This window comes from Streptomyces sp. NPDC048257, from assembly GCF_043201855.1.
In the GTDB taxonomy this organism is placed as follows: domain Bacteria; phylum Actinomycetota; class Actinomycetes; order Streptomycetales; family Streptomycetaceae; genus Streptomyces.
On record NZ_JBICZI010000008.1, the window covers coordinates 149,802 to 171,553 of the forward strand.

The window sequence follows — 21,752 nt, forward strand, 5'->3', positions numbered from 1 at the left end:
CCCCTTCGGCTGGATCGCCGCTGCTTGCCAGGATCACTCCGTTCGGGGTGGGCCGCCACTCGAACGGGTGCGGCGCCGTTGCCGGGGCGCTGCCCCGGACCCCGCGCCTCAAACGCCGGCGGGGCTGGGAGGGCGGGGCTCGGCCCCGGACCCCGCGCCTCAAACGCCGGCGGGGCTGAAAGAGCGTCGGCGGGGCTGGAAGAGCGTCGGCGGGGCTGGAGGGGGCGGTGGGGGTGGGGGGAATCGAGGGGGGTCAGGGGTGGGTGACGCGGAGTTCCTTGATGCCGTTGAGCCAGGCTGCGCGGAGGCGGCGGGGGGCCGCGGGGGTCAGGTGGAGGTTCGGGAGGGTGTCGGCCAGGGCGTTGAAGATCAGGTCGATCTCCATCACCGCCAGGGACTTGCCGAGGCAGAAGTGCGGGCCGCCGCCGCCGAAGCCCAGGTGGGGGTTGGGGTCGCGGGTGATGTCGAAGACGTCCGGGTTCGTGAAGACCTCGGGGTCGTGGTTGGCGGAGGAGTAGAACATCCCCACCCGGTCGCCCGCCTTGATCTTCTGGCCGCCCAGTTCGGTGTCCTGGGTGGCGGTGCGCTGGAAGGACACCACCGGGGTGGCCCACCGGACGATCTCCTCGGCCGCGGTCGACGGCCGGGTCGCCTTGTAGAGCTCCCACTGCTCGGGGTGGGTGAGGAAGGCGTGCATGCCGTGGCTGATGGCGTTGCGCGTGGTCTCGTTGCCCGCGACCGCCAGCAGCAGCACGAAGAAGCCGAACTCGTCGGAGCCGAGGTTGCCCTGGCCCTCGGCCGCCACCAGCTGGGTGACGATGTCCTCGGCCGGACATTCCTTGCGCTGGGCGGAGAGGTTCATCGCGTAGCCGATGAGCTCCATCGCCGCGTTGGAGCCGACCTCCTCGGTGATCGCGTACTCCGGGTCGTCGTACGCGATCATCTTGTTCGACCAGTCGAAGATCTTGGTGCGGTCCTTCTGCGGTACGCCGATCAGTTCGGCGATGGCCTGCAGCGGGAGCTCGCACGCCACCTGCGTGACGAAGTCGAAGCTGCCGTCGGCCGCCGTCGCCGCGGCCTCCTCGACGATCTTCCGGGCGCGGTCCCGCAGGGCCTCCTCCAGTCCGCGGATGGCCCGCGGGGTGAAGCCGCGCTGCACGATCTGGCGTACGCGCGTGTGTTCCGGCGGATCCATGTTCAGCATGATCAGTCGCTGGGCATCTATCGCATCACGCGCAATGTGTTCGTTGAAGCGGATGATCGCGGTGTTGGTGGTCGAGGAGAACAGCTCCGGGTGCGTGGAGACGTACTTGACGTCCGCGTGCCGGGTCACGGCCCAATAGCCCTCGTCGTCGAAGCCGGTGATGCCCCGCCGCTGCGGGCACCACCACACGGGTGCGGTCTGCCGCAGCTGAGCGAACTCCGGGAAGGGGACCCGGTTTTGGAGCAGGTCTGGGTCGGTGGCGTCGAAGCCTTCGGGCAGTGCGGGGCAGGACATCGGGCAACTCCAAAGTCTGACGGACCATCAGAAGTTGGCTCGAAGGTAGTAACGAGTTCCAGAAGTGACAAGGGTCCCGGCGCCAACTGTTGCGTGTGGAATCCGTGCAGGCCGCGTGCAAGACCCTTGCGCGTCAGGACCTCAGGTCATAAGACTGCGGGGAGAACTAGAACGCGTACTAGTTCGGGGCGGGGCGCCGGGACGGCCCGCCGTGCTGACGCAGTGCAGGAGAGGACGAGCTCATGGCCGCGGAACCCGTCATCGTCGAAGCCGTACGCACCCCCATCGGTAAGCGCGGGGGCGCTCTCGCCAACCTCCATCCCGCCTACCTGCTCGGTGAGACCTACCGCGAACTGCTGGCCCGTACCGGAATCCAGCCCGACTGCGTCGAGCAGATCGTCGGCGGCACCGTCACGCACGCGGGCGAGCAGTCGATGAACCCCGCCCGCAACGCCTGGCTCGCCATGGGGCTCCCGTACGAGACCGCCGCGACCACGGTGGACTGTCAGTGCGGCAGCTCGCAGCAGGCCAACCACATGGTCGCCAACATGATCTCCGGCGGGGTCATGGACATCGGCATCGCCTGCGGCGTCGAGGCCATGAGCCGCGTGCCGTTGGGCTCCGGATCCAAGCACGGCCCGGGAAAGCCCTTCCCGGACGAGTGGAACGTCGACCTCCCCAACCAGTTCGAGGCCGCCGAGCGGATCGCCCGGCACCGGGGCCTGTCCCGCGAGGACGTCGACCGGTTCGGCCTCCTCTCCCAGGAGCGGGCCGCCGCCGCATGGGCCGAGGAGCGCTTCAAGCGCGAGACCTTCGCCGTACAGGTGCCGACGACCGAGGAGGAGCAGGCCGCCGGGCAGGGCATGTGGCGCCTGGTCGACCGGGACGAGGGGCTGCGGGACACGAGCATGGAGGCGCTGGCCCGGCTCAAGCCGGTCATGCCCACCGCCGTGCACACCGCCGGGAACTCCTCGCAGATATCCGACGGCGCCGCCGCCGTGATGTGGGCCTCGCGCAAGATGGCCCGCGCCCTCAAGCTCAAGCCGCGCGCCCGGATCGTCGCCCAGACGCTCGTCGGCGCCGACCCCCACTTCCACCTGGACGGGCCCATCGACGCGACGCGGGCCGTGCTGGGCAAGGCCGGGATGTCCCTCAGGGACATCGACCTCGTCGAGATCAACGAGGCCTTCGCCTCCGTGGTCCTGTCCTGGGCCCAGGTCTTCGACCAGGACCTGGAGAAGGTCAACGTCAACGGCGGGGGCATCGCGCTCGGCCACCCCGTCGGCGCCACCGGCGCCCGGCTGATCACCACCGCGCTGCACGAGCTGGAGCGCCGCGACAAGGAGTTCGCGCTGATCACCATGTGTGCGGGAGGCGCGCTGGCGACCGGCACGATCATCCAGCGCCTGTGAGGCGCCACTGAGACCCGTGGGATGGGATGCAGAAGGCCCCGGTGGCCGGACCTGGGGAGGCCGGCCACCGGGCCCTCGTATGTCTGCTGCTGTTACCGCTGCCTGCCTGCCTGCCTGCCTGCTGGCTGCTGCCGGCTGGTGGCTTAGTACCAGTGGTTGTTCTGCCAGAAGTTCCAGGCGCCGACCGGGCTGCCGTAGCGGTCGTTCATGTAGTCCAGGCCCCACTTGATCTGGGTGGCCGGGTTGGTCTTCCAGTCCGCGCCCGCGGAGGCCATCTTCGAGGCCGGCAGGGCCTGGGCCAGGCCGTACGCGCCCGAGGAGGAGTTGGTCGCGGTGTAGTCCCAGCCGCTCTCGTGCGAGATGATCTTGTCGAAGGCGGCGAACTGGGCCGGGTCCTTGATCATCTGCTGGGCGATCGCCTTGGCGCTCATCGGGGCGGCCTGCGCGGGAACCGCGGCCAGCATGGAACCGGCGACGCCCACGGCGAGGACGGTACCCGCGAGGGTCTTCTTGGAGGCGGCGATGCGGCGCATGATGACGTTGGACACGAATTGACCTTCCGAAGGGGACAAGGGCGGTCGCGGCATGTCGAGGACATGCGTGAGCCACTCACGCGCTGGAGAGGGGTTCGTCGGCGGCGGGTGAAGTACCCCTGCCGCCCTGCGACTCATCCAGTTCTACAGACGCCCGGACGGCCTGGCAAAGACCCCGCTTACTAGCCGTCCTCGCAGTGGGGGCGGGGCCGGCCCGCCGAGGGGACGGCTCCGCGGGCGGGTACGGGGCCTCGGGGGCTACTAGCCCGGCTCGTATGTGACCCACGTCCTATGGGGCGGGTCACCGGGGAAGGCCCCGAATGTCACCCTCTGCTGCCGTTCGTACCCCTTTCGAGAGCGGGGTCGGACCCGATCCCGACCCCCGAATCGAAGGAGACCGGGGCGTCGAAGGCAGCTTTGCGGGTCGCCCGGCGCAGCGCCTTCAGCAAGGTCGCCCCCAGCGTGAGCGTCAGTACGACGGTCAGCGCGGCCCGCCCCAGATCCCACCCGACCGAGGTCGCCAGGCAGTACGCCACGAAGCGCGCCAGGTTCGCGGCGACCGGGTCCCCCGGATGGAAGGAGACGCCCTGCCCCATGCCCTGCAGGATCACCCAGCCCTGCAGGTTCATGATCGTGCCGTAGGCGAACGAGCCCGCGAAGCCGTACGCGGACAGCATCAGCAGCTCCACCCGCCCCCGGATCCGCTCCGGGCCCGGCAGCAGCCCCGCGCCCAGCGCGAACCAGCCCATCGCCAGCATCTGGAACGGCATCCACGGCCCGACCCCGCCGGTCAGCAGGGCGGAGGCGAACATCGTCACCGAGCCCAGGACGAAACCGAAGCCGGGTCCGAGGACCCGCCCGCTGAGCACCATCAGGAAGAACATGGGCTCCAGGCCGGCCGTGCCCGCGCCCAGCGGTCGCAGCGCCGCCCCGACGGCGGCGAGCACGCCGAGCATCGCCACCGCCTTGGCGTCCATGCCGTTGTCCGCGATGGTCGCGACGACGACCGCCACCAGGAGCGGGAGGAGCGCGGCGAAGAGCCACGGGGCGTCCTGGGAGTGGGCGAGCCCGGACTGGCGGTCGGCGAGCAGGGGCCAGCCGAAGGCCGCGACGCCGATGAGGGTGACGAGGATCAGGGCGACGGCGGCGCGGGGGCCGATCCGGACGGGGCGGACGGAGCGGGCGGGGGTGGCGGGGTTGTTCTTCACTGTGCCTCCGCCGCATCGAGGGCCTCGGCGACCTGGCGCACGGTGAGCCAGTGGCCCGGCGCCAGGACCTTCGCCACCTGCGGCGCGAAGGCGGGGGAGGAGACGACGACCTCGGCGGTCGGGCCGTCCGCGACGACCTCCCCGCCGGCCAGGATCACCACGCGGTGGGCCAGCTCGGCCGCGAGCTCCACGTCGTGGGTGGCCAGCACGATGGCGTGGCCCTCGGCGGCGAGGCCGCGCAGGATCTCGATCAGGCGGACCTTGGCGGCGTAGTCCAGGCCGCGGGTGGGCTCGTCGAGGAGAAGCAGGGCGGGGCGGCCGGTGAGGACCAGCGCCAGGGCGAGGGCCAGGCGCTGGCCCTCGGACAGGTCCCGCGGGTGGGTGTCGTCGGGGACCTCCGGAAGCAGCGCGGTGACGAGGTCGCGGCAGGTGCCGGGGGGTGCGGCGGCGTCGGAGTCGGCGGCGGCGCACTCGGCGGCGACCGTGTCGGCGTAGAGGAGGTCGCGGGGCTCCTGGGGAACGAGGCCGACGCGGCGCACCATCTCGGGCGGGGCCGTGCGGTGGGGGGTGCGGCCGCCGACCGTCACCTGGCCGGTGGTGGGGGCGACCGTGCCGACGAGGGTGGCCAGGAGGGTGGACTTGCCGGCGCCGTTGCGGCCCATGAGGGCGATGGTTTCGCCGGGGGCGACGGTGAGGGTGACTCCACGGAGGGCCTGTACGCGGCCGCGGAGGACGGTGAGGTCGCGGACCTCGGCCGGCCGGTCGCCGGGGGCGGGGGCGGGGGCGGCGGCGGGGTCCGGGCTCGGCTTGCCGCGGCGGAGCAGGCGCGCGAGCAGGCCCGGGGCTTCGGCAACGGGGGCTCCGCCCCCGGACCCCCGCGTCTCAAACGCCGGCGGGGCTGAAAGATGCAGCCCCGCCGGCGTTTGAGGCGCGGGGTCCGGGGCGGCGCCCTGGGAGGCGGTGCGGCGGGCGGGCTCGGACAGGCGGGCCGAGGGGTTGGACGGGGCCGAGCCCGCCGCAGGCGACAGGCGGGCCACCAGCGGAGCGGAGCGGCGGCGGGCGTCGCGGATCGAGAGGGGGAGCGGGGACCAGCCCGCGAGACGGCCCAGGGAGACCACCGGCGGTTGGACCGGCGAGACGGCCATGATCTCCGCCGGGCTGCCGATGACCGGGGCCGCGCCCGGCGAAGGCAGGAGCAGGACCTGGTCGGCGTACTGGACGACCCGCTCCAGCCGGTGCTCCGCCATCAGCACGGTGGTGCCCAGGTCGTGCACCAGCCGCTGGAGGACCGCCAGGACCTCCTCCGCCGCCGCCGGGTCCAGCGCGGACGTCGGCTCGTCCAGCACCAGCACCTTCGGGTGCGGGGTGAGGACCGACCCGATCGCGACCCGCTGCTGCTGGCCGCCGGACAGCGTCGCGATCGGCCGGTCGCGCAGCTCGTTCAGGCCCAGCAGGTCCAGGGTCTCCTCCACCCGGCGGCGCATCACCGCAGGTGCCAGGCCCAGGGACTCCATGCCGTAGGCGAGCTCGTCCTCGACCACGTCCGTCACGAAGTGCGCGAGGGGGTCCTGGCCGACCGTGCCCACCAGGTCCGCGAGCTCGCGCGGCTTGTGGGTGCGCGTGTCCCGGCCCGCGACCGTGACCCGGCCCCGCAGGGTGCCGCCCGTGAAGTGCGGGACCAGTCCGGAGACCGTCCCGAGCAGGGTGGACTTGCCGACGCCCGAGCGGCCGACCAGCAGCGTCAGCTCCCCCTCGGGGATCACCAGGTCGACGCCCCGGAGGGAGGGCCCGGCCGCGCCCTCGTAGGTGACCGACACCTGCTCGAAGCGGATCACTGCGATGCCTCCTTGGGCGGTACGGGTGCCACGAAGGCGGGCAGCAGGCCGATCAGGATCGCGGCCGCCGGCCACAGCGGGAGCGTGGGGGCCGCCAGCGGGACCACGCCCGGGTGCAGGGCGGCGGGGTCGACGGAGCCGGCGTGGATCAGCAGGACGGCGACGGCCGCGCCCGATCCGGCGACGAGCCAGGCGCGCGCACCCCAGCGGTCGGGCCGGTAGCGGGTCCGCACCGACCGGCGGCCGCCGAGGCGCAGGCCGGCGACGGCCAGGGCCGCGCCGATCCCGAGCACGGGCAGCCCGTATGCGGCGCCCTGCGCGGCGAGCAGGCCGTAGGTGCCCGCGCACATGCCGAGGAGGCCGCCGAGGGTGAGGGCGTTGGTGGTGTGCCGGACGGCGGGCGGGACCTGGGCCGTACGGCCGTAGCCGCGCGCGTCCATCGACGCGGCCAGGGCGACGGAGCGTTCCAGGGCGCCCTCCAGGACCGGCAGGCCGATCTGGAGGATCGCCTTCACCCCGCCGGTGGGACGCCCGCGCAGCCGGCGGGCGGTGCGCAGGCGGACGACGTCGGCGACCATGTTCGGCGCGAAGGTCATGGCGACGACGACGGCTACGCCGGCCTCGTACAGGGCGGCCGGGAGGGACTTCAGCAGCCGCGCCGGATTGGCGAGGGCGTTCGCGGCGCCGACGCACACCAGAAGGGTGGCCAGCTTGGCGCCGTCGTAGAAGGCGAAGACGAGCTGCTCGGCGGTCACCCTGCCGCCGAACCGGATGCCCTGCGCCCAGGCGGGCAGCGGGACCTCCGGGAGGGTGAAGAGGAGGTGCGAGCCGGGGATGGGGGAGCCGAGGAGCATGGAAAAAAGCAGGCGCAGGCCGATGACGAAGAGGCCGAGCTTGAGGAAGGCGCCGTAGGAACGCGCCCAGGGCGCGTCCGTGCGACGGGCCGCGACCACGTAACCGGCGACGCCGACGATCAGCCCGAGCAGGAGGGGGTTGGCGGTGCGGGAGGCGGCGGTGGCGAGGCCGAGGGCCCACAGCCACCAGGCCCCCGCGTGCAGGGCGGTGGCCCGACTGGCGTGCGGGGGCTTCCATCTTTCGTACGTCGACCGGTGCGCGGGATCCAGCGCCGCGGCCGGGCTCCGGCGGGCCGGGGTCACGCCGCCGGGTGCGGCTCCGGTGGAGGGACGGCCGGCCTGCGGCCAAGCCCGGCGGGTGTCCGCGCCCGTGGCGCGGCAGGCCCCGGTGGACGGCTCGCTGCCGTCGGCGCGGTGCGACGGCAGCGGTGTACCGGTGTCCGTGGTGCCGGAGGCCCCGGTGGCCGGGCCGGCGTCGTCGCCGGGGGGCGCCGGGGCGGTGTGGTCCGTCATCGGGTGCGGCGGCGGGACTGCCAGACGGCGGCCGCGGCCAGGGCCGCCACCGCGGCGATGCCCGCGAGCAGGCCCGCGGACGGGCCCCCGCCGCCGGTCTCGGCCTCGGCGGAGGTGGAGGCGGAGGTGGAGGCGGACGGTGCGGCCGAGGCAGGGGATTGCGCGACCTGGTCGCCGCAGCCCTGCTTCGGGTAGCCGGAGATCGCGCAGAGCAGCGCCGCGCTGTTGTACCGCAGGGGCTTGGCGACCGAGGCCAGTGCCTCGGCCGTCGTCGCGTCCGGGGCCACCTGCGCGCAGGCCGTGCGCGGGGCGGCCCCGGGCGGGGTGTCACCCGCCGGGGCGTCCTCCGGGACGCCGAAGTCGATGACGAGCGCCACCCGCTTCCTGCCGTCCACCGGGGCGGTCCCGCCGCAGACGGCCTCGAAGTCGGCCGCCGCGCGCGGCTGGGCGGCCTGCGCCGCCGCGTCCTTGCTCACCGCGAAGCGGAAGCCCTGGACGGCGCCGTCCGCGGGGCGGGCCAGCGAGGGGCCCTGGGTGGCGTACGACCACTTGACGCCGCCCGCGCCGCCGCCCGCGCCGCCGTCCCAGAACGACCAGTAGCGGTAGCCGGCCGCCAGCGCCGGAGCGGCGGCCAGCAGGGCCAGGGCGATACCGAGAGCGAGGGCCACGGCGGGCAGGCGGCGGCGCATCAGGACTGGTTCTTCTTCCGGCGGCCGCTCAGCAGGATGCCGATGCCGATACCGGCCGCCGCACCCGCGCCGACGATCCACCAGACGTTCTGGCCGCCCGAGGGCTTCTCCTTCTCGCTGTCCACGTCGGTCGCCCCGGTGTCCGCGCCCTGCGGGGCAGGACCGGTCGCGTTCAGCGCGGCGACGAGGTCGGTGCCGCCGAAGGACTTCGGGTCGGTGCCGGTCGCGTGCGCGGCGAGCACCAGCGTGCCCAGAGCCGCCGGGCTGCCCTTCGCCCACTCCGCGGAGTTGGCCTTCAGCCACTCCAGCGCGCCCGCCGCCGACTCCTTGTGCCCGGCGGCGGCCAGGGCGATCACCGCGTCGGCGGTGTTGCCGGTGTCCGGGAGGGGCTGGTCCGAACCCGGGGTGACGGCCGTGAGGTGGCCGTCCTTCTTGAGGGCCTCGGCCAGGTAGCCGGCCGCGCCCTGGGCGGCGGCCACCGGGTCGGCGGCGTTCGCGGCCGGGCAGGCCAGCGGGGCCGCGGGGGTGTTCTCGGCGGACGGGACGACGGCCGCGCCCTTGCCGAGGCCGGCCAGGGCCGCGGCGGCCGTGGCGTCTGCGTTGGCGACGAGCTTGCCGTCGGCCGGCTGGTACGCGAACGCGCCGCGGTCGGCGGCCGGCTCGGCGGCGCAGCCGAGCTGGAAGGGGAGCAGGCCCTCGTACGCCGACCTGCCCGTCTTGGACTTGACCTCGGCCGGCTTCTCGCCCGCCACGGCCAGCGCGCTGATCACCACGGCGGTGGAGTTGGCGTCGCTGGGGGAGCCGGGCACGTAGCTCCAGCCGCCGTCCTCGTTCTGGACGGACTTCAGCCAGTCCACGCTCTTCCTGACGGCCGCGTCCTGGCCGCCGAGGGCCTGCAGCGCCTGCACGGCGGCCGCGGTGGCGTTCGTGTCGTACATCGTCTTCGCGTCGCACTCCACGCCGGGGTTCGGGCGGAAGGAGGGGAAGCCGCCGGTCTGGCACTGCTGGCCTAGCAGCCAGACCACGGCCTGGCGGGCCGGCTTGACGTCGACCGTGTGCTGGGCGAGCAGGGCGAAGGACTGCCGCCACACGCCGTCGTAGGTGGGGTCGTTCTTGCCGTAGAGACCGGAGGGGATGACCGGCGGCGCGGAGGGGGAGGCGGGCGGCGCGGTGTCGGCGAGGGCTGCGGGGGCGGCGCCCACGCAGAGCACGGCGGAGGCGGCGAGCGCGGCTGCGCTACGGCGGACGATCATGGGGGGCGGGTGCCTCTCGTACGGGGGAACCGGCAGCAGGCACGCACAGGCACCGGGCTCCGGCTCCGTTTACCTCGACGGTGCCGGCCGCCGGGGGCTCCGGCGGCACGAGCCGCGCACCTCCGGCACGGGGCATTCCGGCTCCCCGCCCGGGCGGTGCCGGGTGTGGGTCACGGTTGCGGGTCAGCGCCGGAATTGCACCGGCTTCCCCCCGTACAGAGGTGTGGACGACGGGTTCACTCTACCGGCCCGTAACCGGCGGCCCCTGGGGCGCATGGGCCGGGCGCCCCTTACCGGGCTCGCCGCCCCGCCCCCTGCCCGGCTCCTTACAGCGCCCGGTACGTGACCGGGTCCGTGCCCGGCACCGCCTCGGCGCGGCCCTGCTTCACCAGCCGTCGCAGATGGGCCTCCGCCTCCGAGACGGCGATGTTGCGGGAGCCGTACGGGATCTGCTCCCAGGGCCGGTTCCACTCCATCCGCTCGGCCAGCCCCCAGGGGGTCAGCGGTTCGGCCAGCAGCGCCCAGAGTCCGCAGAGCCGTTCCTCGTGGTGGTCCAGGAGCTCCCGTACGCGGGCGGGCGCGTCGGTGAAGGCGTGCTGGTGGGCCGGGAGCACCTCGGCGGGTCCGAGGCGGCCGATGCGCTCGAGGGAGTCGAGGTAGTCGCCGAGGGGGTCGGTGACGCGGGTGTCCTCCGGGGCCTCGTACAGGCCGATGTGCGGGGAGATCCCGGGCAGCAGGTGGTCCCCGGAGAAGAGGCGGCCGTTGCCGGGGAGGTTCCCCGGGTGGGCCTCCTCCAGGTGCAGGCAGACGTGGCCGGGGGTGTGCCCGGGGGTCCAGATCGCGCGCAGCCGGCGCCCGGCGAGGGGGAGCAGCTCGGCGGGGACGATCTCCCGGTCGGGTACGGCGGCGCGCAGGCCGGGCAGGGTCCGCACGCGGCCGCTCGCGCGGGCGGCGCGCAGCGGGGCGACGTGTTCCTCGGGGGCTCCGGCGGCGGCGAGCTTGGCGGCCATGTAGTCGAACCAGACGCCGGGCTCGGAGGAACGGGTCCGTACGACGACCTCGGTGTCGGCGGCGTGCATGGCGATCCAGGCGCCGGAGGCTTCGCGGACCTGGCCGGAGAGGCCGTGGTGGTCGGGGTGGTGGTGGGTGATGACGACGCCGTGGACGTCGGCGACGGCGATGCCGAGTGCGGCGAGGCCGGCGACGAGGGTGTCCCAGGACTCGGGGTCGTCCCAGCCGGTGTCGACGAGGACCGGGCCGCGGTCGGTGTCGAGGACGTGGACGAGGGTGTGTCCGAGGGGGTTGTCGGGGATGGGGACCTTGATTCCCCACACGCCTCCGCCGTGATCGGTGACGTGGGGTGTGTCCTCCGTGAACCGTGACGTGTCGTCCTCCGTCATGCGCCCTCGCTCTCCCCTGTTGCCGCCCTCGGATGAGAACGTGTTCCAGTAGTAGCCCAAGTCGACCACTTTCCCGGCTCTCTGACTAGTCGTTCGATCTTTCCCGCCGCGGCCCCCGTGGTTCCGTCCTGGCCGTGGACTCCTCCAACTAGAACTGGTATCAGTTCTGGAACGCCAAGCTGCAGGAGGCATCAGCCATGACCGAGCTCGTGGAACACGGAAAACTGTTCATCGGCGGGGAGTGGACGGATCCGCTGGGCACCGACACGATCCGGATCGTCTCCCCCCACACCGAGCAGGTCATCGGATCCGTCCCGCACGCCTCGAAGGCGGACGTCGACCGCGCCGTAGCCGTCGCGCGGAAGGCGTTCGACGAGGGCCCCTGGCCGCGGATGACCCTGGACGAGCGGATCGCCGTCGTCTCCCGGATCAAGGACGCCATAGCCGTCCGGCACGAGGAGATCGCCCGTTCCATCAGCTCCCAGAACGGATCCCCGTACTCGTGGAGCGTCCTCGCCCAGGCGCTCGGCCCGATGATGGTCTACGACGCCGCGATCACGGTCGCCCGCGCCTACCCGTACGAGGAGCACCGCCAGGGCGTGCTCGGCCCGATCCTGGTGCGCCGGGAGCCGGTGGGCGTGGTCGCCGCCGTCATCCCGTGGAACGTCCCGCAGTTCGTGGCGGCAGCCAAACTCGCCCCGGCGCTCCTGACCGGCTCGACGGTGATCCTCAAGCCGTCGCCCGAGGCGCCGCTGGACTCCTACATCCTCGCCGACATCGCGCGGGAGGCCGGACTCCCCGAGGGCGTGCTGTCGATCCTGCCCGCCGACCGCGAGGTCAGCGAGTACCTGGTCGGGCACCCCGGAATCGACAAGGTCGCCTTCACCGGCTCGGTCGCGGCGGGCAGGCGCGTGATGGAGGTCGCCGCGCGCAACCTCACCCGCGTCACCCTCGAACTCGGCGGCAAATCGGCGGCCGTGGTACTCCCGGACGCCGACGTGGCGACCGCGGTCGCCGGGATCGTGCCCGCGGCCTGGATGAACAACGGCCAGGCGTGCGTGGCGCAGACCCGCATCCTCGCTCCCCGCAGCCGCTACGAGGAGGTGGCCGAAGCCCTCGCGGCGGCGGCCGGCGCACTGGTCGTCGGCGACCCGCTCGACCCGGCGACGCAGCTCGGCCCGCTGGTGGCCAAGCGGCAGCAGCAGCGCTCGCTGGACTACATCCGGATCGGCCAGGAGGAGGGCGCGAAGGTCCTGTCGGGCGGCGGCCGCCCGGCGGGGCTGGAGCAGGGCTGGTACGTGGAGCCCACCCTCTTCGGTGACGTCGACAACTCCATGCGGATCGCGCGCGAGGAGATCTTCGGCCCGGTCGTCTGCCTGATCCCGTACGGGGACGAGGCCGAGGCGGTACGGGTGGCCAACGACTCCGACTTCGGCCTCAGCGGCAGCGTCTGGACCGCGGACGTCGAGCACGGCATCGACTTCGCCCGGCAGATCCGCACCGGCACCTTCAACGTGAACACCTTCAGCCTGGACATGCTGGGGCCGTTCGGCGGCTACAAGAACAGCGGCGTCGGGCGGGAGTTCGGCCCGGAGGGGCTGAGCGAATACCTCGAGCACAAGATGATCCACCTCCCGGCGGGCTATGAGGCGGGTGCCTGATGGGTGACCGCTGGCAGGTCGAGGTGGACCGCGGGGTCTGCATCGGCTCGGGCATGTGCGTGAACCACGCCCCGGACGGCTTCGTCCTGGACTCGGCGCGCCAGTCCCACCCGCGCGAGGCCCAGGCGGACGCGAACGAGCCGATCCTCACGGCGGCGGAGGGCTGCCCGGTGGAGGCCATCCTCATCACCCTGGCGGCGACGGGGGAACCGGTGTTCCCGCCGGAGGAGTAGGGGCGGGCGGGGTCGGGCGGGCGGGGTTGGGCGGGCGGGGTCGTGAGGTGTGGCGGGGCTTCGGGTGGGCGGGAGCCGAGGGGGCGGGGTCGGGACGCTGGGCGGGGGCTTCGGGTGGGCGGGAGCCAGTTGATCGGCATCAGAGTGGCGTATGGGGGTTTCCCGTCAGTCTCATCGTCTCTCCGGTTCGGGCCGGTCCCTCAAGGGCGCTCCTTCGTCGCGTCGCTTCGCGATGGCCTTCGGCCACCCTTGACCGACCGTCCCGCCCCGGAAAGTCGAAGACTGTCGGGAAGCCCCCAAAAGAACGAGCCGGGCGGAGCCTTTAGGGACGGGGCGGTCGGAGATGCCCGGCCCGGTCGGGCGCAAAGGGGCACGTCCGGCAGGCGGGGCCCACGGCCGCCATCGGCCGGGTCGGTGGGGCGCGTCCAATCGCTACGCGCTCCTCACCTCTCAGCGTCCGACGACCGTCTTGGGCTGGACATAGGCCGCCCACTGTCTGGGCGTTTCCCACTCCCAGCGTCCGACGACCGTCTGCGGTTGGGCACAGGCCGCCCACCGCCTAGGCGCTTCCCACTCACAGCGTCCGACGACCGTCTGTGGCTGGACATAAGCCGCCCACAGCCTCAGCACTCTCACTTTGACTGCGACCGGCCGCCGTCAGAGGCCATTGAGAGGGGCGGTCGGCTGATTCCTCGCCTCAGCCGAGGTGTAGCCGGGTCAGCGCGAGGACGACACCACAAACCCACACCCAAACAAGGGCAATTGGGGTAAACGGTCGGCCTTCCGAGCCGCACACACTCACTGACCCGAGCTCACCTCGACATAGCCGCCGTATGGCGCCCCGCACCTCCGACAGCCGTCAGACGCATCGCATGAGGAGCGCCCAAGAGGTGTGGGCGGCCTATGCCCAGCCCCGGACGGTCGCCGGACGCACGTCCAGCGTCGAACCGAGGCTGTGGGCGGCCTTATGCCCACCCCCGACAGCCGTCAGACGCCATCGAAGAGAGCGCCCAGGAGGCGTGGGCGGTCTATGCCCAGCCACAGACGCTCGCCGGACGCATGTCGAGCGTCGAACCGAGGCTGTGGGCGGCTTATGCCCTACCCCAGACGGTCGTCGGACGCATGTCGAGGGCCGGGCCGCGGTCGTGGGCGGCCTATGCCCAGCCCAAGACGGTCGTCGGACGCTGAGAGGTGAGGAGCGCGTAGCGATTGGACGCGCCCCACCGACCCGGCCGATGCCGGTGATGGGCCTCGCCTGTCGGTCGTGCCTCTTGCGCCCGACCGGGTCGGGCGTCTCCGACCGCCCCGTCCCTGAAGGCTCCGCCCGGCTCGTTCTTTTGGGGGCTTCCCGGCAGTCTTCGACTTTCCGGGGCGGGACGGTCGGTCAAGGGTGGAGCGCAGCGACATCGCGAAGCGACGCGACGAAGGAGCGCCCTTGAGGGACCGGCCCGAACCGGAGAGACGATGAGACTGACGGGAAACCCCCATACGCATCCCTGATGCCGGTCGAGTGGTTCTCGTTCTCGGATGCCCCGACGCCTCTTGGTGCCGGTCGAGTGGCTCCCGCCCTCCGATGCCCCGACGCCTCTCGATGCCGCCCCAGTGGCTCCCGCCCGCCGAAGCCACCCCCGCACCTCCCGACCCCGCACCCCCCACCCCCCACCCCCGCACCTCCCGACCCCGCCCCGGCCGCCCCGCCCGGACCGGCGGCTTCAGGCCTTTTCCGGGGACGTCAGGTCGATCAGGCGGCACACCGTTTCGATGTCGATCTTGACCTGGGCGATCGAGGCGCGGCCGGAAAGCCACGTGATCAGCGCCGAGTGCCAGGTGTGCTCGATGACCCGGACCGCCGAGAGCTGTTCCGCCGTCGGGGGCTCCTCCAGGCCCATCGCGTCCAGGATGATCGCCGTGGTCAGCCGGGACACCGTGTCCACCTCGGGGCTCACGCTGCGGTCCGCGAACGTCAGTGCCCGCACCATCGCGTCGGCCAGCTGCGGCTCCCGCTGGAGGGCGCGGAAGGCCCGCATCAGGGTCTCCGCGACCCGGGCCGCCGGGTCGTCCCCGGCCGGCGGGCGCTTGCGCAGCGTGGTGTGCATGTGCTGGAGCTGGTCCTGCATGGTGGCGACCAGCAGGTGCACCTTGGACGGGAAGTAGCGGTAGAGCGTGCCCAGCGCCACGCCCGCCGCCTCCGCGACCTCGCGCATCTGGACGGCGTCGAAGCCGCCCCGGCTGGCCAACTGGGCGCTGGCGTGCAGGATCCGGCGGCGGCGTGCCTCCTGGCGCTCCGTCAGGGGAGGCGACGCCGGTGTGGTGACGGCCTTCACTTCCGCTGTCATGTGTCCCGTTCCGTGTCGTTGCGCGGGCTGAATCCGGGCTGGTTCGCAGCCAGCATCGTAGGCGCCGGAGCCGTGGCGCGAATCACCTGCTCCGCCTCTTACGGTGTAGTTTCCGGCCGGTAGATTCAATGGTCTTCAACGGATCAAGTCTGAAACTTGTTCTACATTATCCGAGCGGTTACGCTCCGGCGAAAGTTGCAGGGAGAAGGGGGCCGAGAGTGACCGCTGAGGCCATGGTGACGAGCCCTTTCACGGGTTCCGGCGCCGACGGCGACCGCCCGCTGCGCATCGCACTCCTCACCTATAAGGGGAACCCGTTCTGCGGCGGCCAGGGCGTCTACGTCCGCCACCTCGCGCGCGAGCTCGTACAGCTGGGGCACTCCGTCGAGGTCATCGGCGCACAGCCCTACCCGGTGCTCGACACGGGCGCCACGCTCACCGAGCTCCCGAGCCTGGACCTGTACCGCAGCCCGGACCCCTTCCGTACGCCGAAGCCCGACGAGTACCGCGACTGGATCGACGCCGTCGAGGTCGCGACCATGTGGACCGGCGGCTTCCCCGAGCCGCTGACGTTCTCGCTGCGCGCCCGCCGCCATCTGGCCGCGCGCGCCGGTGACTTCGACGTCATCCACGACAACCAGACGCTCGGGTACGGCCTGCTCACCGACCTCGGCGCGCCGCTGGTCACCACGATCCACCACCCGATCACCGTCGACCGCAAGCTCGACCTCGACGCCGCCAAGGGCCGCCTGAAGCGGGCCTCGGTGCGCCGTTGGTACGGCTTCACCCGCATGCAGGGCCGCGTGGCCCGCCGGCTGCAGTCCGTGCTCACCGTCTCCGGCTCCTCCAAGCAGGAGATCGCCCAGCACCTGGGCGTCCGCGACGAGCGCATCCACGTCGTGCACATCGGCGCCGACACCGACCTGTGGTCGCCGGACCCGTCCGTGGCCGAGGTGCCGGGCCGCATCGTCACCACCTCCAGTGCCGACGTGCCGCTCAAGGGGCTCGTGTACCTCGTCGAGGCGCTCGCGAAGCTGCGCACCGAGCAGCCCGAGGCCCACCTCGTCGTGGTCGGCAAGCGCGCCGAGCAGGGTCCGGTCGCCCGCGCCATCGAGACGTACGGCCTCCAGGACGCGGTCCGCTTCGTCAAGGGCATCACCGACGCCGAGCTCGTCGACCTCGTCCGCAGCGCCCAGATCGCCTGCGTGCCCTCCCTCTACGAAGGTTTCTCGCTCCCGGCGGCCGAAGCCATGGCCACCGGCACCCCGCTCGTCGCCACCACCGGCGGTGCGATCCCCGAGGTCGCCGGCCCCGACGGCGAGACCTGCCTCGCGGTGCCCCCGGGCGACGCGGGCGCGCTGGCCGCCGCGCTGGGCCGGATGCTGGGCGACCCCGAGCTGCGGGCCCGTCTCGGCGCCGCCGGGCGCGAACGGGTCCTGACCCGGTTCACCTGGGCCAAGGCGGCCGAGGGCACCGTCGCGCACTACCGCGCCGCCATCGAGCAGGCCGCCGCCGACCGTACCCGCCGGGCGCGCTGACCCTCCGCTTCTTCCCCATCCCCCGAACACCCCCGCGACCGCGAAGGCAGGACCCCGTGCTGACCGTCGATTTCTCCCGGTTCCCGCTCGCCGCAGGCGACCGCGTACTCGACTTGGGCTGCGGCGCAGGCCGGCACGCCTTCGAGTGCTACCGGAGAGGCGCCCAAGTGGTCGCCGTCGACCGCAACGGCGAGGAGATCCGCGAGGTCGCCAAGTGGTTCGCCGCGATGAAGGAGGCCGGTGAGGCCCCCGCCGGGGCCACCGCCACCGCCATGGAGGGCGACGCGCTCGCCCTGCCCTTCCCCGACGACTCCTTCGACGTCGTCATCATCTCCGAGGTGATGGAGCACATCCCCGACGACAAGGGCGTGCTCGCCGAGATGGTCCGCGTGCTCAAGCCCGGCGGGCGCATCGCCATCACCGTGCCGCGCTACGGCCCCGAGAAGATCTGCTGGGCGCTCTCCGACGCCTACCACGAGGTCGAGGGCGGCCACATCCGCATCTACAAGGCGGACGAGCTGCTCGGCAAGATGAAGGCCGCGGGCCTCAAGCCGTACGGCACGCACCACGCGCACGGGCTGCACTCCCCGTACTGGTGGCTCAAGTGCGCCTTCGGCGTGGACAACGACAAGGCGCTGCCCGTCAAGGCGTACCACAAGCTCCTGGTCTGGGACATCATGAAGAAGCCGATGGCCACGCGGCTCGCGGAGCAGGCGCTGAACCCGCTCATCGGCAAGAGCTTCGTGGCGTACGCCACCAAGCCCCACCTCCCCGTCGGCGCCGCCCAGTGAGCTCACCCGGACGCACCGAACACCTGGTCCTGGACGGCGTACTGACGGCCGAGCAGGCCGCTCAGACGGTGGCGGGCATCCTCGCCGCCCAGCGCGCGGACGGGGCCATACCGTGGTTCCGCGGGCACCACCTGGACCCGTGGGACCACACCGAGGCCGCGATGGCGCTCGACGCGGCCGGTGAGCACGAGGCCGCGGAGCGCGCTTACGCGTGGCTGGCCCGGCACCAGAACCAGGACGGCTCCTGGTACGCGGCCTACGCCGACCGGCCGGACGGGGTGGACACCGCGGAGCCGCAGGACGCGAGCCGCGAGAGCAACTTCACCGCGTACATAGCCGTCGGCGTGTGGCACCACTACCTGTCCACCGGCGACGACACCTTCCTGGACCGCATGTGGCCGGCCGTCTACGCGGCCGTGGAGTACGTCCTCGCGCTCCAGCAGCCGGGCGGCGAGATCGGCTGGAAGCGGGAGGCGGACGGCACGGCCGTCACCGACGCCCTGCTGACCGGCTCCTCCTCCATCCACCAGGCGCTGCGCTGCGCGCTGGCCATCGCCGAGCACCGCGAGGAGCCGCAGCCCGACTGGGAGCTGGCGGCGGGCGCGCTGCGGCACGCGATCAGGCGCCACCCGGAGCGGTTCCTCGACAAGAACCACTACTCGATGGACTGGTACTACCCGGTCCTCGGCGGGGCCCTGACCGGTGCCGAGGCCACGGCGCGCATCGAGGAGCGCTGGGACGAGTTCGTGGTCCCGGACCTGGGCGTGCGCTGCGTGCTGCCCAACCCGTGGGTGACGGGCGGCGAGTCCTGCGAGCTGGCGCTCGCGCTGTGGGCGACGGGCGAGTCGGACCGGGCGCTGGACGTCCTGCGGTCGATCACCCACCTGCGCGCGGACAACGGCATGTACTGGACGGGTTACGTGTTCCAGGACGGGGCCGTCTGGCCGGTGGAGCAGACCACCTGGACCGCCGGGTCGCTGCTGCTCGCCGTCGCGGCGCTCGGCGGGGACGAGGCCACCACCGAGGTGTTCGGCGGGACCTCGCTCCCGGCCGGGCTGGAGCCCGACTGCTGCGGGTGAGCGGGGACCGGGCTCAGCGACGGTAGAGCCAGCCGGCGACGGCGTGGCCTATGAGGAGGTAGGCGACGGCGGCTATGCCGTAGCCGATGACGACCTGGACCCATTCGCGGCTGAAGGTGAACAGGTCGTAGGACCAGCCTGCGAGCCAGCTGGCGACGTCGTGGACGAGGTCGACCAGGGCGTTGCCCGGATTGGCCTCCAGGAGGTAGAGCAGGATCCAGAGTCCGATCACGAAGGCGAGCACGTCCGCCACCAGGGCGACGGCACGGCCTGCCTGACTGCTTCCTCGGGTGCGTACTCGACTGTGAGTGCTCATGCAGCGCGTGTTGCCGCGCCGGGGTGGCGTAAACCCGAACGGGTCGCCCGGGTCGCGGGTCCGGGCGCCCGGGGTGAGGCTGCGGAGGATGCCTCAGTCTCCGGAGGAAACCGTGTCCGTACCCACGACCGTCCGATTCCGTCGCGCCGTCACGGCGGTGGTTCTGTCCACCGCGTTGCTGGTCGGCGCCACCGCATGCGGCAGCGGCGGCAGCGGCCCGCGCGAGGAGCTCTCCGCCGCGTCGATGGGGGAGCTGGCCGCCCTCGCGGCGGCGGAGCCCGTCGCCGCCGAGGCCGACGAACTGGCCGCGGTGACGCCGTCGCCCAGCACCTCCGCCGAGAAGCAGAAGTTCGCCAAGACGCGCTTCGTCGCCAACGCGAGCCTGGCGGCCGGTGCGACGTACCAGTGGATCGTCAAGCCGTACCGCGCGGGGAAGTTCAAGAAGGGCACCAAGGGCCGCACCTTCGCGCTGATCAAGGCGGGGCTCGCGGGCGCGTTCGCGTACAACCGGCTGAAGGCGGCGACCCAGAACGCGAAGGGGGACCCGCTGCTGGCGAAGGCGGTGGCTCCGCTCGCGGCGGGCATCGAGTCCCTGAAGGGGCTGGGGAGCAAGCTCCGCAAGGGGCAGGCGGGTGACGGTGACATCGACGCCTTCGACAGCGTCATCGGCAGTGTGAAGGAAGCGGGCCAGAGTGCGGGTGCGACGGTGACGGACAAGGTCCCGAGCGCGTCGCAGCTGGGCGGCTGACCCTTGCCCTGGCCGGGCCGTTGCCGATGCTCCTTCGGGTGCGGCCCGGTGGCCGGGGGGTTGCCGATTCTCCTTCGGGTGCCGCCCCGTGGCCGCGCCTCAAACGCCGGCGGGGCTGGGTTTGGCCGCTTGGCCGGGGTCGGGACCGGGGGTGGGGGCGCGGCGCCGCCGGCGGGTGTCTCCTCGGCTTGCGGAGTGCAGCGGTACGGAGCCGCCGGGCGGCGGTGGATCCGCGTCGCCTGCGGGGACACCCCCCGCCGTCGCCACACCCCTACCCCGGCGGATCCACCCGCCGCGTGTCGAGGGGCACCGTCCCACCCGAAGCCACCGGGGTCGGCCCGCCCGACGGGCCGGACCCCGGCCGGGTGGCACAACCCAGCCCCGCCGGCGATTGAGGCGCGGCCACCCGGGACTGGTTCAATGGGTGGGTGATCGAGATCGTGGTGGTCGGGCTCGGCGTCGTCGGGGCCGGGTGGCTGCTGCGGCGCAAGCATCGTGCGCGGATGGCCGCCGGGCCCGTGCCCGGGATTCCGTGCATGGTCCGGGTCCCGGCCGGCGAGGGCCGGTGGCGGCCCGGGACGGTGTACGCCGAGGACGGTGCGGCCCGGTGGGTTCCGCAGCGCGGGGAGGCCGTGGAGCTGCCCGGCGGCCGGGCCACGGGCGTGCGGATGCCCTCCGTGAAGGAGGGGATCTCCATCAATCCCGGCTCGCGCATCGTCACCTGCGCCTACGACGGCGGCGGGAGCATCGAGATCGCCGTCATGCCGCTGGACGTCCGCGAACTGCTGGTCGCGGTGCCGCAGGGCTAGCTGTTGAGTTCCGCCATGACGCGGAGGGTGTGGGGGTCCGGGGCCGTCAGGAGGAGGTCGGTCACCGGGCCCTTGCGCCAGAGGTCGAGGCGTTCGGCGATCCGTTCGCGGGGGCCGATCAGGGAGATCTCGTCGGCGAACGCGTCCGGGACGGCCAGGACCGCCTCCTCCTTGCGTCCGGCGAGGAACAGCTCCTGGATGCGGCGGGCCTCCTCCTCGTAGCCCATGCGGGCCATCAGGTCGGCGTGGAAGTTGCGGGCCGCGTGGCCCATGCCGCCGATGTAGAAGCCGAGCATCGCCTTCACCGGCAGCAGGCCCTCCGCGACATCGTCGCAGACCTTGGCGCGGGCCATCGGCGCGATCATGAAGCCCCGGGGGAGGTCGGCGAGGGAGGCCTGGTAGACGTCGGTGCGGGTCGGTGACCAGTACAGGGGGAGCCAGCCGTCCGCGATGCGGGTGGTCTGGGCGATGTTCTTCGGGCCCTCCGCGCCGAGGAGGAGCGGCAGGTCCGCGCGGAGCGGGTGGGTGATGGGCTTCAGCGCTTTGCCGATGCCGGTGCCGTCCTCGCCGCGGTACGGGTGGCTGTGGAAGCGGCCGTCCAGTGCGACCGGCCCCTCGCGCCGCAGCACCTGGCGGATGACGTCCACGTACTCGCGGGTGGCGGTCAGCGGGGAGGAGGGGAAGGGGCGCCCGTACCAGCCCTCGACCACCTGCGGGCCGGACAGGCCGAGGCCGAGCATCATCCGGCCGCCGGAGAGGTGGTCCAGCGTCAGGGCGTGCATGGCGGTGGCGGTCGGGGTGCGGGCGGCCATCTGGGCGATGGCCGTGCCGAGGCGGATCCGCGAGGTGTGCGCGGCGATCCAGGTCAGCGGGGTGAAGGCGTCCGAGCCCCAGGCCTCGGCGGTCCACACCGAGTGGTAGCCGAGGTTCTCGGCCTCGGTGGCGAGGTCCAGGTGGTCGGGGTTGGGGCCGCGGCCCCAGTAGCCGAGTGCGAGTCCGAGGCGCATGTACGGTCCCTCCCGAAACTGACGAGGCGTCAGGTGACT

Annotated in this window: 19 protein-coding genes and 1 riboswitch; of the genes, 8 read left to right on the forward strand and 11 right to left on the reverse strand. The window is 72.9% G+C overall.

The features are described 5' to 3' along the window. Window positions 1-253 precede the first annotated feature (253 nt). Window positions 254-1,498: a cytochrome P450 gene (locus ACGFZK_RS18790; protein ID WP_393849970.1), complete on the reverse strand. Its 1,245-nt coding sequence runs from the start codon at window positions 1,496-1,498 to the stop codon at window positions 254-256. A 242-nt stretch (window positions 1,499-1,740) separates the two neighbouring features. On the opposite strand from ACGFZK_RS18790, the gene ACGFZK_RS18795 reads away from it, so the two are divergent. After that, a complete protein-coding gene (locus ACGFZK_RS18795; RefSeq protein WP_393849971.1) occupies window positions 1,741-2,910 on the forward strand; it encodes a steroid 3-ketoacyl-CoA thiolase in 1,170 nt (389 codons plus the stop codon). Window positions 2,911-3,053: 143 nt separating this feature from the next. Here ACGFZK_RS18795 and ACGFZK_RS18800 read toward each other — a convergent pair whose 3' ends face one another. From ACGFZK_RS18800 to ACGFZK_RS18830, 7 genes are all read right to left on the reverse strand, one after another. Beyond that, window positions 3,054-3,497, reverse strand: a complete 444-nt coding sequence (locus tag ACGFZK_RS18800; RefSeq protein WP_393849972.1) for a transglycosylase SLT domain-containing protein — start codon at window positions 3,495-3,497, stop codon at window positions 3,054-3,056. A 269-nt stretch (window positions 3,498-3,766) separates the two neighbouring features. Continuing rightward, entirely contained in the window at window positions 3,767-4,651 is an 885-nt protein-coding gene (locus ACGFZK_RS18805) for an ECF transporter S component (protein WP_393849973.1), read from the reverse strand. Next, complete coding sequence (locus ACGFZK_RS18810; protein ID WP_393849974.1) at window positions 4,648-6,486, reverse strand: ATP-binding cassette domain-containing protein; 1,839 nt, start codon at window positions 6,484-6,486, stop codon at window positions 4,648-4,650. The genes ACGFZK_RS18805 and ACGFZK_RS18810 overlap by 4 nt, the downstream gene beginning before the upstream one ends. Next, on the reverse strand, window positions 6,483-7,853 hold the full coding sequence (locus ACGFZK_RS18815; RefSeq protein ID WP_393849975.1) for an energy-coupling factor transporter transmembrane component T: 1,371 nt from the start codon (window positions 7,851-7,853) through the stop codon (window positions 6,483-6,485). The genes ACGFZK_RS18810 and ACGFZK_RS18815 overlap by 4 nt, the downstream gene beginning before the upstream one ends. Continuing rightward, entirely contained in the window at window positions 7,850-8,542 is a 693-nt protein-coding gene (locus ACGFZK_RS18820; protein WP_393849976.1) for an SCO2322 family protein, read from the reverse strand. Before ACGFZK_RS18820 ends, ACGFZK_RS18815 begins: the two co-directional genes overlap by 4 nt. Next, window positions 8,542-9,795 (reverse strand): prenyltransferase/squalene oxidase repeat-containing protein, encoded by a 1,254-nt coding sequence (locus ACGFZK_RS18825; RefSeq protein ID WP_393849977.1) that lies wholly within the window; start codon window positions 9,793-9,795, stop codon window positions 8,542-8,544. Before ACGFZK_RS18825 ends, ACGFZK_RS18820 begins: the two co-directional genes overlap by 1 nt. A 130-nt stretch (window positions 9,796-9,925) precedes the next feature. Then, a riboswitch (cobalamin riboswitch) is annotated at window positions 9,926-10,006 on the reverse strand. Window positions 10,007-10,121: 115 nt separating this feature from the next. Further along, window positions 10,122-11,195 (reverse strand): MBL fold metallo-hydrolase, encoded by a 1,074-nt coding sequence (locus ACGFZK_RS18830; RefSeq protein WP_393849978.1) that lies wholly within the window; start codon window positions 11,193-11,195, stop codon window positions 10,122-10,124. A gap of 197 nt (window positions 11,196-11,392) precedes the next feature. On the opposite strand from ACGFZK_RS18830, the gene ACGFZK_RS18835 reads away from it, so the two are divergent. Both ACGFZK_RS18835 and ACGFZK_RS18840 read left to right on the forward strand, forming a co-directional pair. Further along, on the forward strand, window positions 11,393-12,856 hold the full coding sequence (locus ACGFZK_RS18835; RefSeq protein ID WP_393849979.1) for an aldehyde dehydrogenase: 1,464 nt from the start codon (window positions 11,393-11,395) through the stop codon (window positions 12,854-12,856). Next, window positions 12,856-13,089 (forward strand): ferredoxin, encoded by a 234-nt coding sequence (locus ACGFZK_RS18840; RefSeq protein WP_393849980.1) that lies wholly within the window; start codon window positions 12,856-12,858, stop codon window positions 13,087-13,089. Before ACGFZK_RS18835 ends, ACGFZK_RS18840 begins: the two co-directional genes overlap by 1 nt. A gap of 1,712 nt (window positions 13,090-14,801) precedes the next feature. On the opposite strand, the gene ACGFZK_RS18845 is transcribed toward ACGFZK_RS18840, so the two are convergent. Continuing rightward, on the reverse strand, window positions 14,802-15,425 hold the full coding sequence (locus ACGFZK_RS18845; protein WP_393849981.1) for a TetR family transcriptional regulator: 624 nt from the start codon (window positions 15,423-15,425) through the stop codon (window positions 14,802-14,804). 218 nt (window positions 15,426-15,643) lie between these two features. On the opposite strand from ACGFZK_RS18845, the gene ACGFZK_RS18850 reads away from it, so the two are divergent. From ACGFZK_RS18850 to ACGFZK_RS18860, 3 genes are read left to right on the forward strand one after another with little or no spacing between them, the layout of a single operon-like run. After that, window positions 15,644-16,963 (forward strand): glycosyltransferase family 4 protein, encoded by a 1,320-nt coding sequence (locus ACGFZK_RS18850; protein WP_393849982.1) that lies wholly within the window; start codon window positions 15,644-15,646, stop codon window positions 16,961-16,963. 56 nt (window positions 16,964-17,019) lie between these two features. After that, window positions 17,020-17,754, forward strand: coding sequence for a class I SAM-dependent methyltransferase (locus ACGFZK_RS18855; protein WP_393849983.1), 735 nt, complete (start codon window positions 17,020-17,022; stop codon window positions 17,752-17,754). Then, a complete protein-coding gene (locus ACGFZK_RS18860) occupies window positions 17,751-18,833 on the forward strand; it encodes a prenyltransferase (protein ID WP_393849984.1) in 1,083 nt (360 codons plus the stop codon). Before ACGFZK_RS18855 ends, ACGFZK_RS18860 begins: the two co-directional genes overlap by 4 nt. Before the next feature lie 13 nt (window positions 18,834-18,846). On the opposite strand, the gene ACGFZK_RS18865 is transcribed toward ACGFZK_RS18860, so the two are convergent. Continuing rightward, window positions 18,847-19,149 (reverse strand): hypothetical protein, encoded by a 303-nt coding sequence (locus ACGFZK_RS18865; protein WP_393849985.1) that lies wholly within the window; start codon window positions 19,147-19,149, stop codon window positions 18,847-18,849. Between the two features lie 88 nt (window positions 19,150-19,237). Here ACGFZK_RS18865 and ACGFZK_RS18870 point away from each other — a divergent pair, with 88 nt between their 5' ends. After that, the gene (locus ACGFZK_RS18870; protein ID WP_393849986.1) at window positions 19,238-19,897 is read left to right on the forward strand and encodes a hypothetical protein; all 660 of its coding nucleotides are present in this window, start codon (window positions 19,238-19,240) and stop codon (window positions 19,895-19,897) included. A gap of 428 nt (window positions 19,898-20,325) precedes the next feature. Beyond that, complete coding sequence (locus ACGFZK_RS18875) at window positions 20,326-20,706, forward strand: hypothetical protein (protein ID WP_393849987.1); 381 nt, start codon at window positions 20,326-20,328, stop codon at window positions 20,704-20,706. On the opposite strand, the gene ACGFZK_RS18880 is transcribed toward ACGFZK_RS18875, so the two are convergent. After that, the gene (locus ACGFZK_RS18880) at window positions 20,703-21,713 is read right to left on the reverse strand and encodes an LLM class F420-dependent oxidoreductase (protein ID WP_393849988.1); all 1,011 of its coding nucleotides are present in this window, start codon (window positions 21,711-21,713) and stop codon (window positions 20,703-20,705) included. The genes ACGFZK_RS18875 and ACGFZK_RS18880 overlap by 4 nt on opposite strands. Window positions 21,714-21,752 lie beyond the last annotated feature (39 nt).

Coding starts and splice junctions, on each gene's coding strand:
- ACGFZK_RS18790 (WP_393849970.1), bottom strand. CDS start 1,498: ATGTCCTGCCCCGCACTGCCCGAAGGCTTCGACGCCACCGACCCAGAC.
- ACGFZK_RS18820 (WP_393849976.1), bottom strand. CDS start 8,542: ATGCGCCGCCGCCTGCCCGCCGTGGCCCTCGCTCTCGGTATCGCCCTG.
- ACGFZK_RS18830 (WP_393849978.1), bottom strand. CDS start 11,195: ATGACGGAGGACGACACGTCACGGTTCACGGAGGACACACCCCACGTC.
- ACGFZK_RS18815 (WP_393849975.1), bottom strand. CDS start 7,853: ATGACGGACCACACCGCCCCGGCGCCCCCCGGCGACGACGCCGGCCCG.
- ACGFZK_RS18865 (WP_393849985.1), bottom strand. CDS start 19,149: ATGAGCACTCACAGTCGAGTACGCACCCGAGGAAGCAGTCAGGCAGGC.
- ACGFZK_RS18880 (WP_393849988.1), bottom strand. CDS start 21,713: ATGCGCCTCGGACTCGCACTCGGCTACTGGGGCCGCGGCCCCAACCCC.
- ACGFZK_RS18840 (WP_393849980.1), top strand. CDS start 12,856: ATGGGTGACCGCTGGCAGGTCGAGGTGGACCGCGGGGTCTGCATCGGC.
- ACGFZK_RS18800 (WP_393849972.1), bottom strand. CDS start 3,497: ATGCCGCGACCGCCCTTGTCCCCTTCGGAAGGTCAATTCGTGTCCAAC.
- ACGFZK_RS18870 (WP_393849986.1), top strand. CDS start 19,238: ATGCCTCAGTCTCCGGAGGAAACCGTGTCCGTACCCACGACCGTCCGA.
- ACGFZK_RS18835 (WP_393849979.1), top strand. CDS start 11,393: ATGACCGAGCTCGTGGAACACGGAAAACTGTTCATCGGCGGGGAGTGG.
- ACGFZK_RS18825 (WP_393849977.1), bottom strand. CDS start 9,795: ATGATCGTCCGCCGTAGCGCAGCCGCGCTCGCCGCCTCCGCCGTGCTC.
- ACGFZK_RS18845 (WP_393849981.1), bottom strand. CDS start 15,425: ATGACAGCGGAAGTGAAGGCCGTCACCACACCGGCGTCGCCTCCCCTG.
- ACGFZK_RS18795 (WP_393849971.1), top strand. CDS start 1,741: ATGGCCGCGGAACCCGTCATCGTCGAAGCCGTACGCACCCCCATCGGT.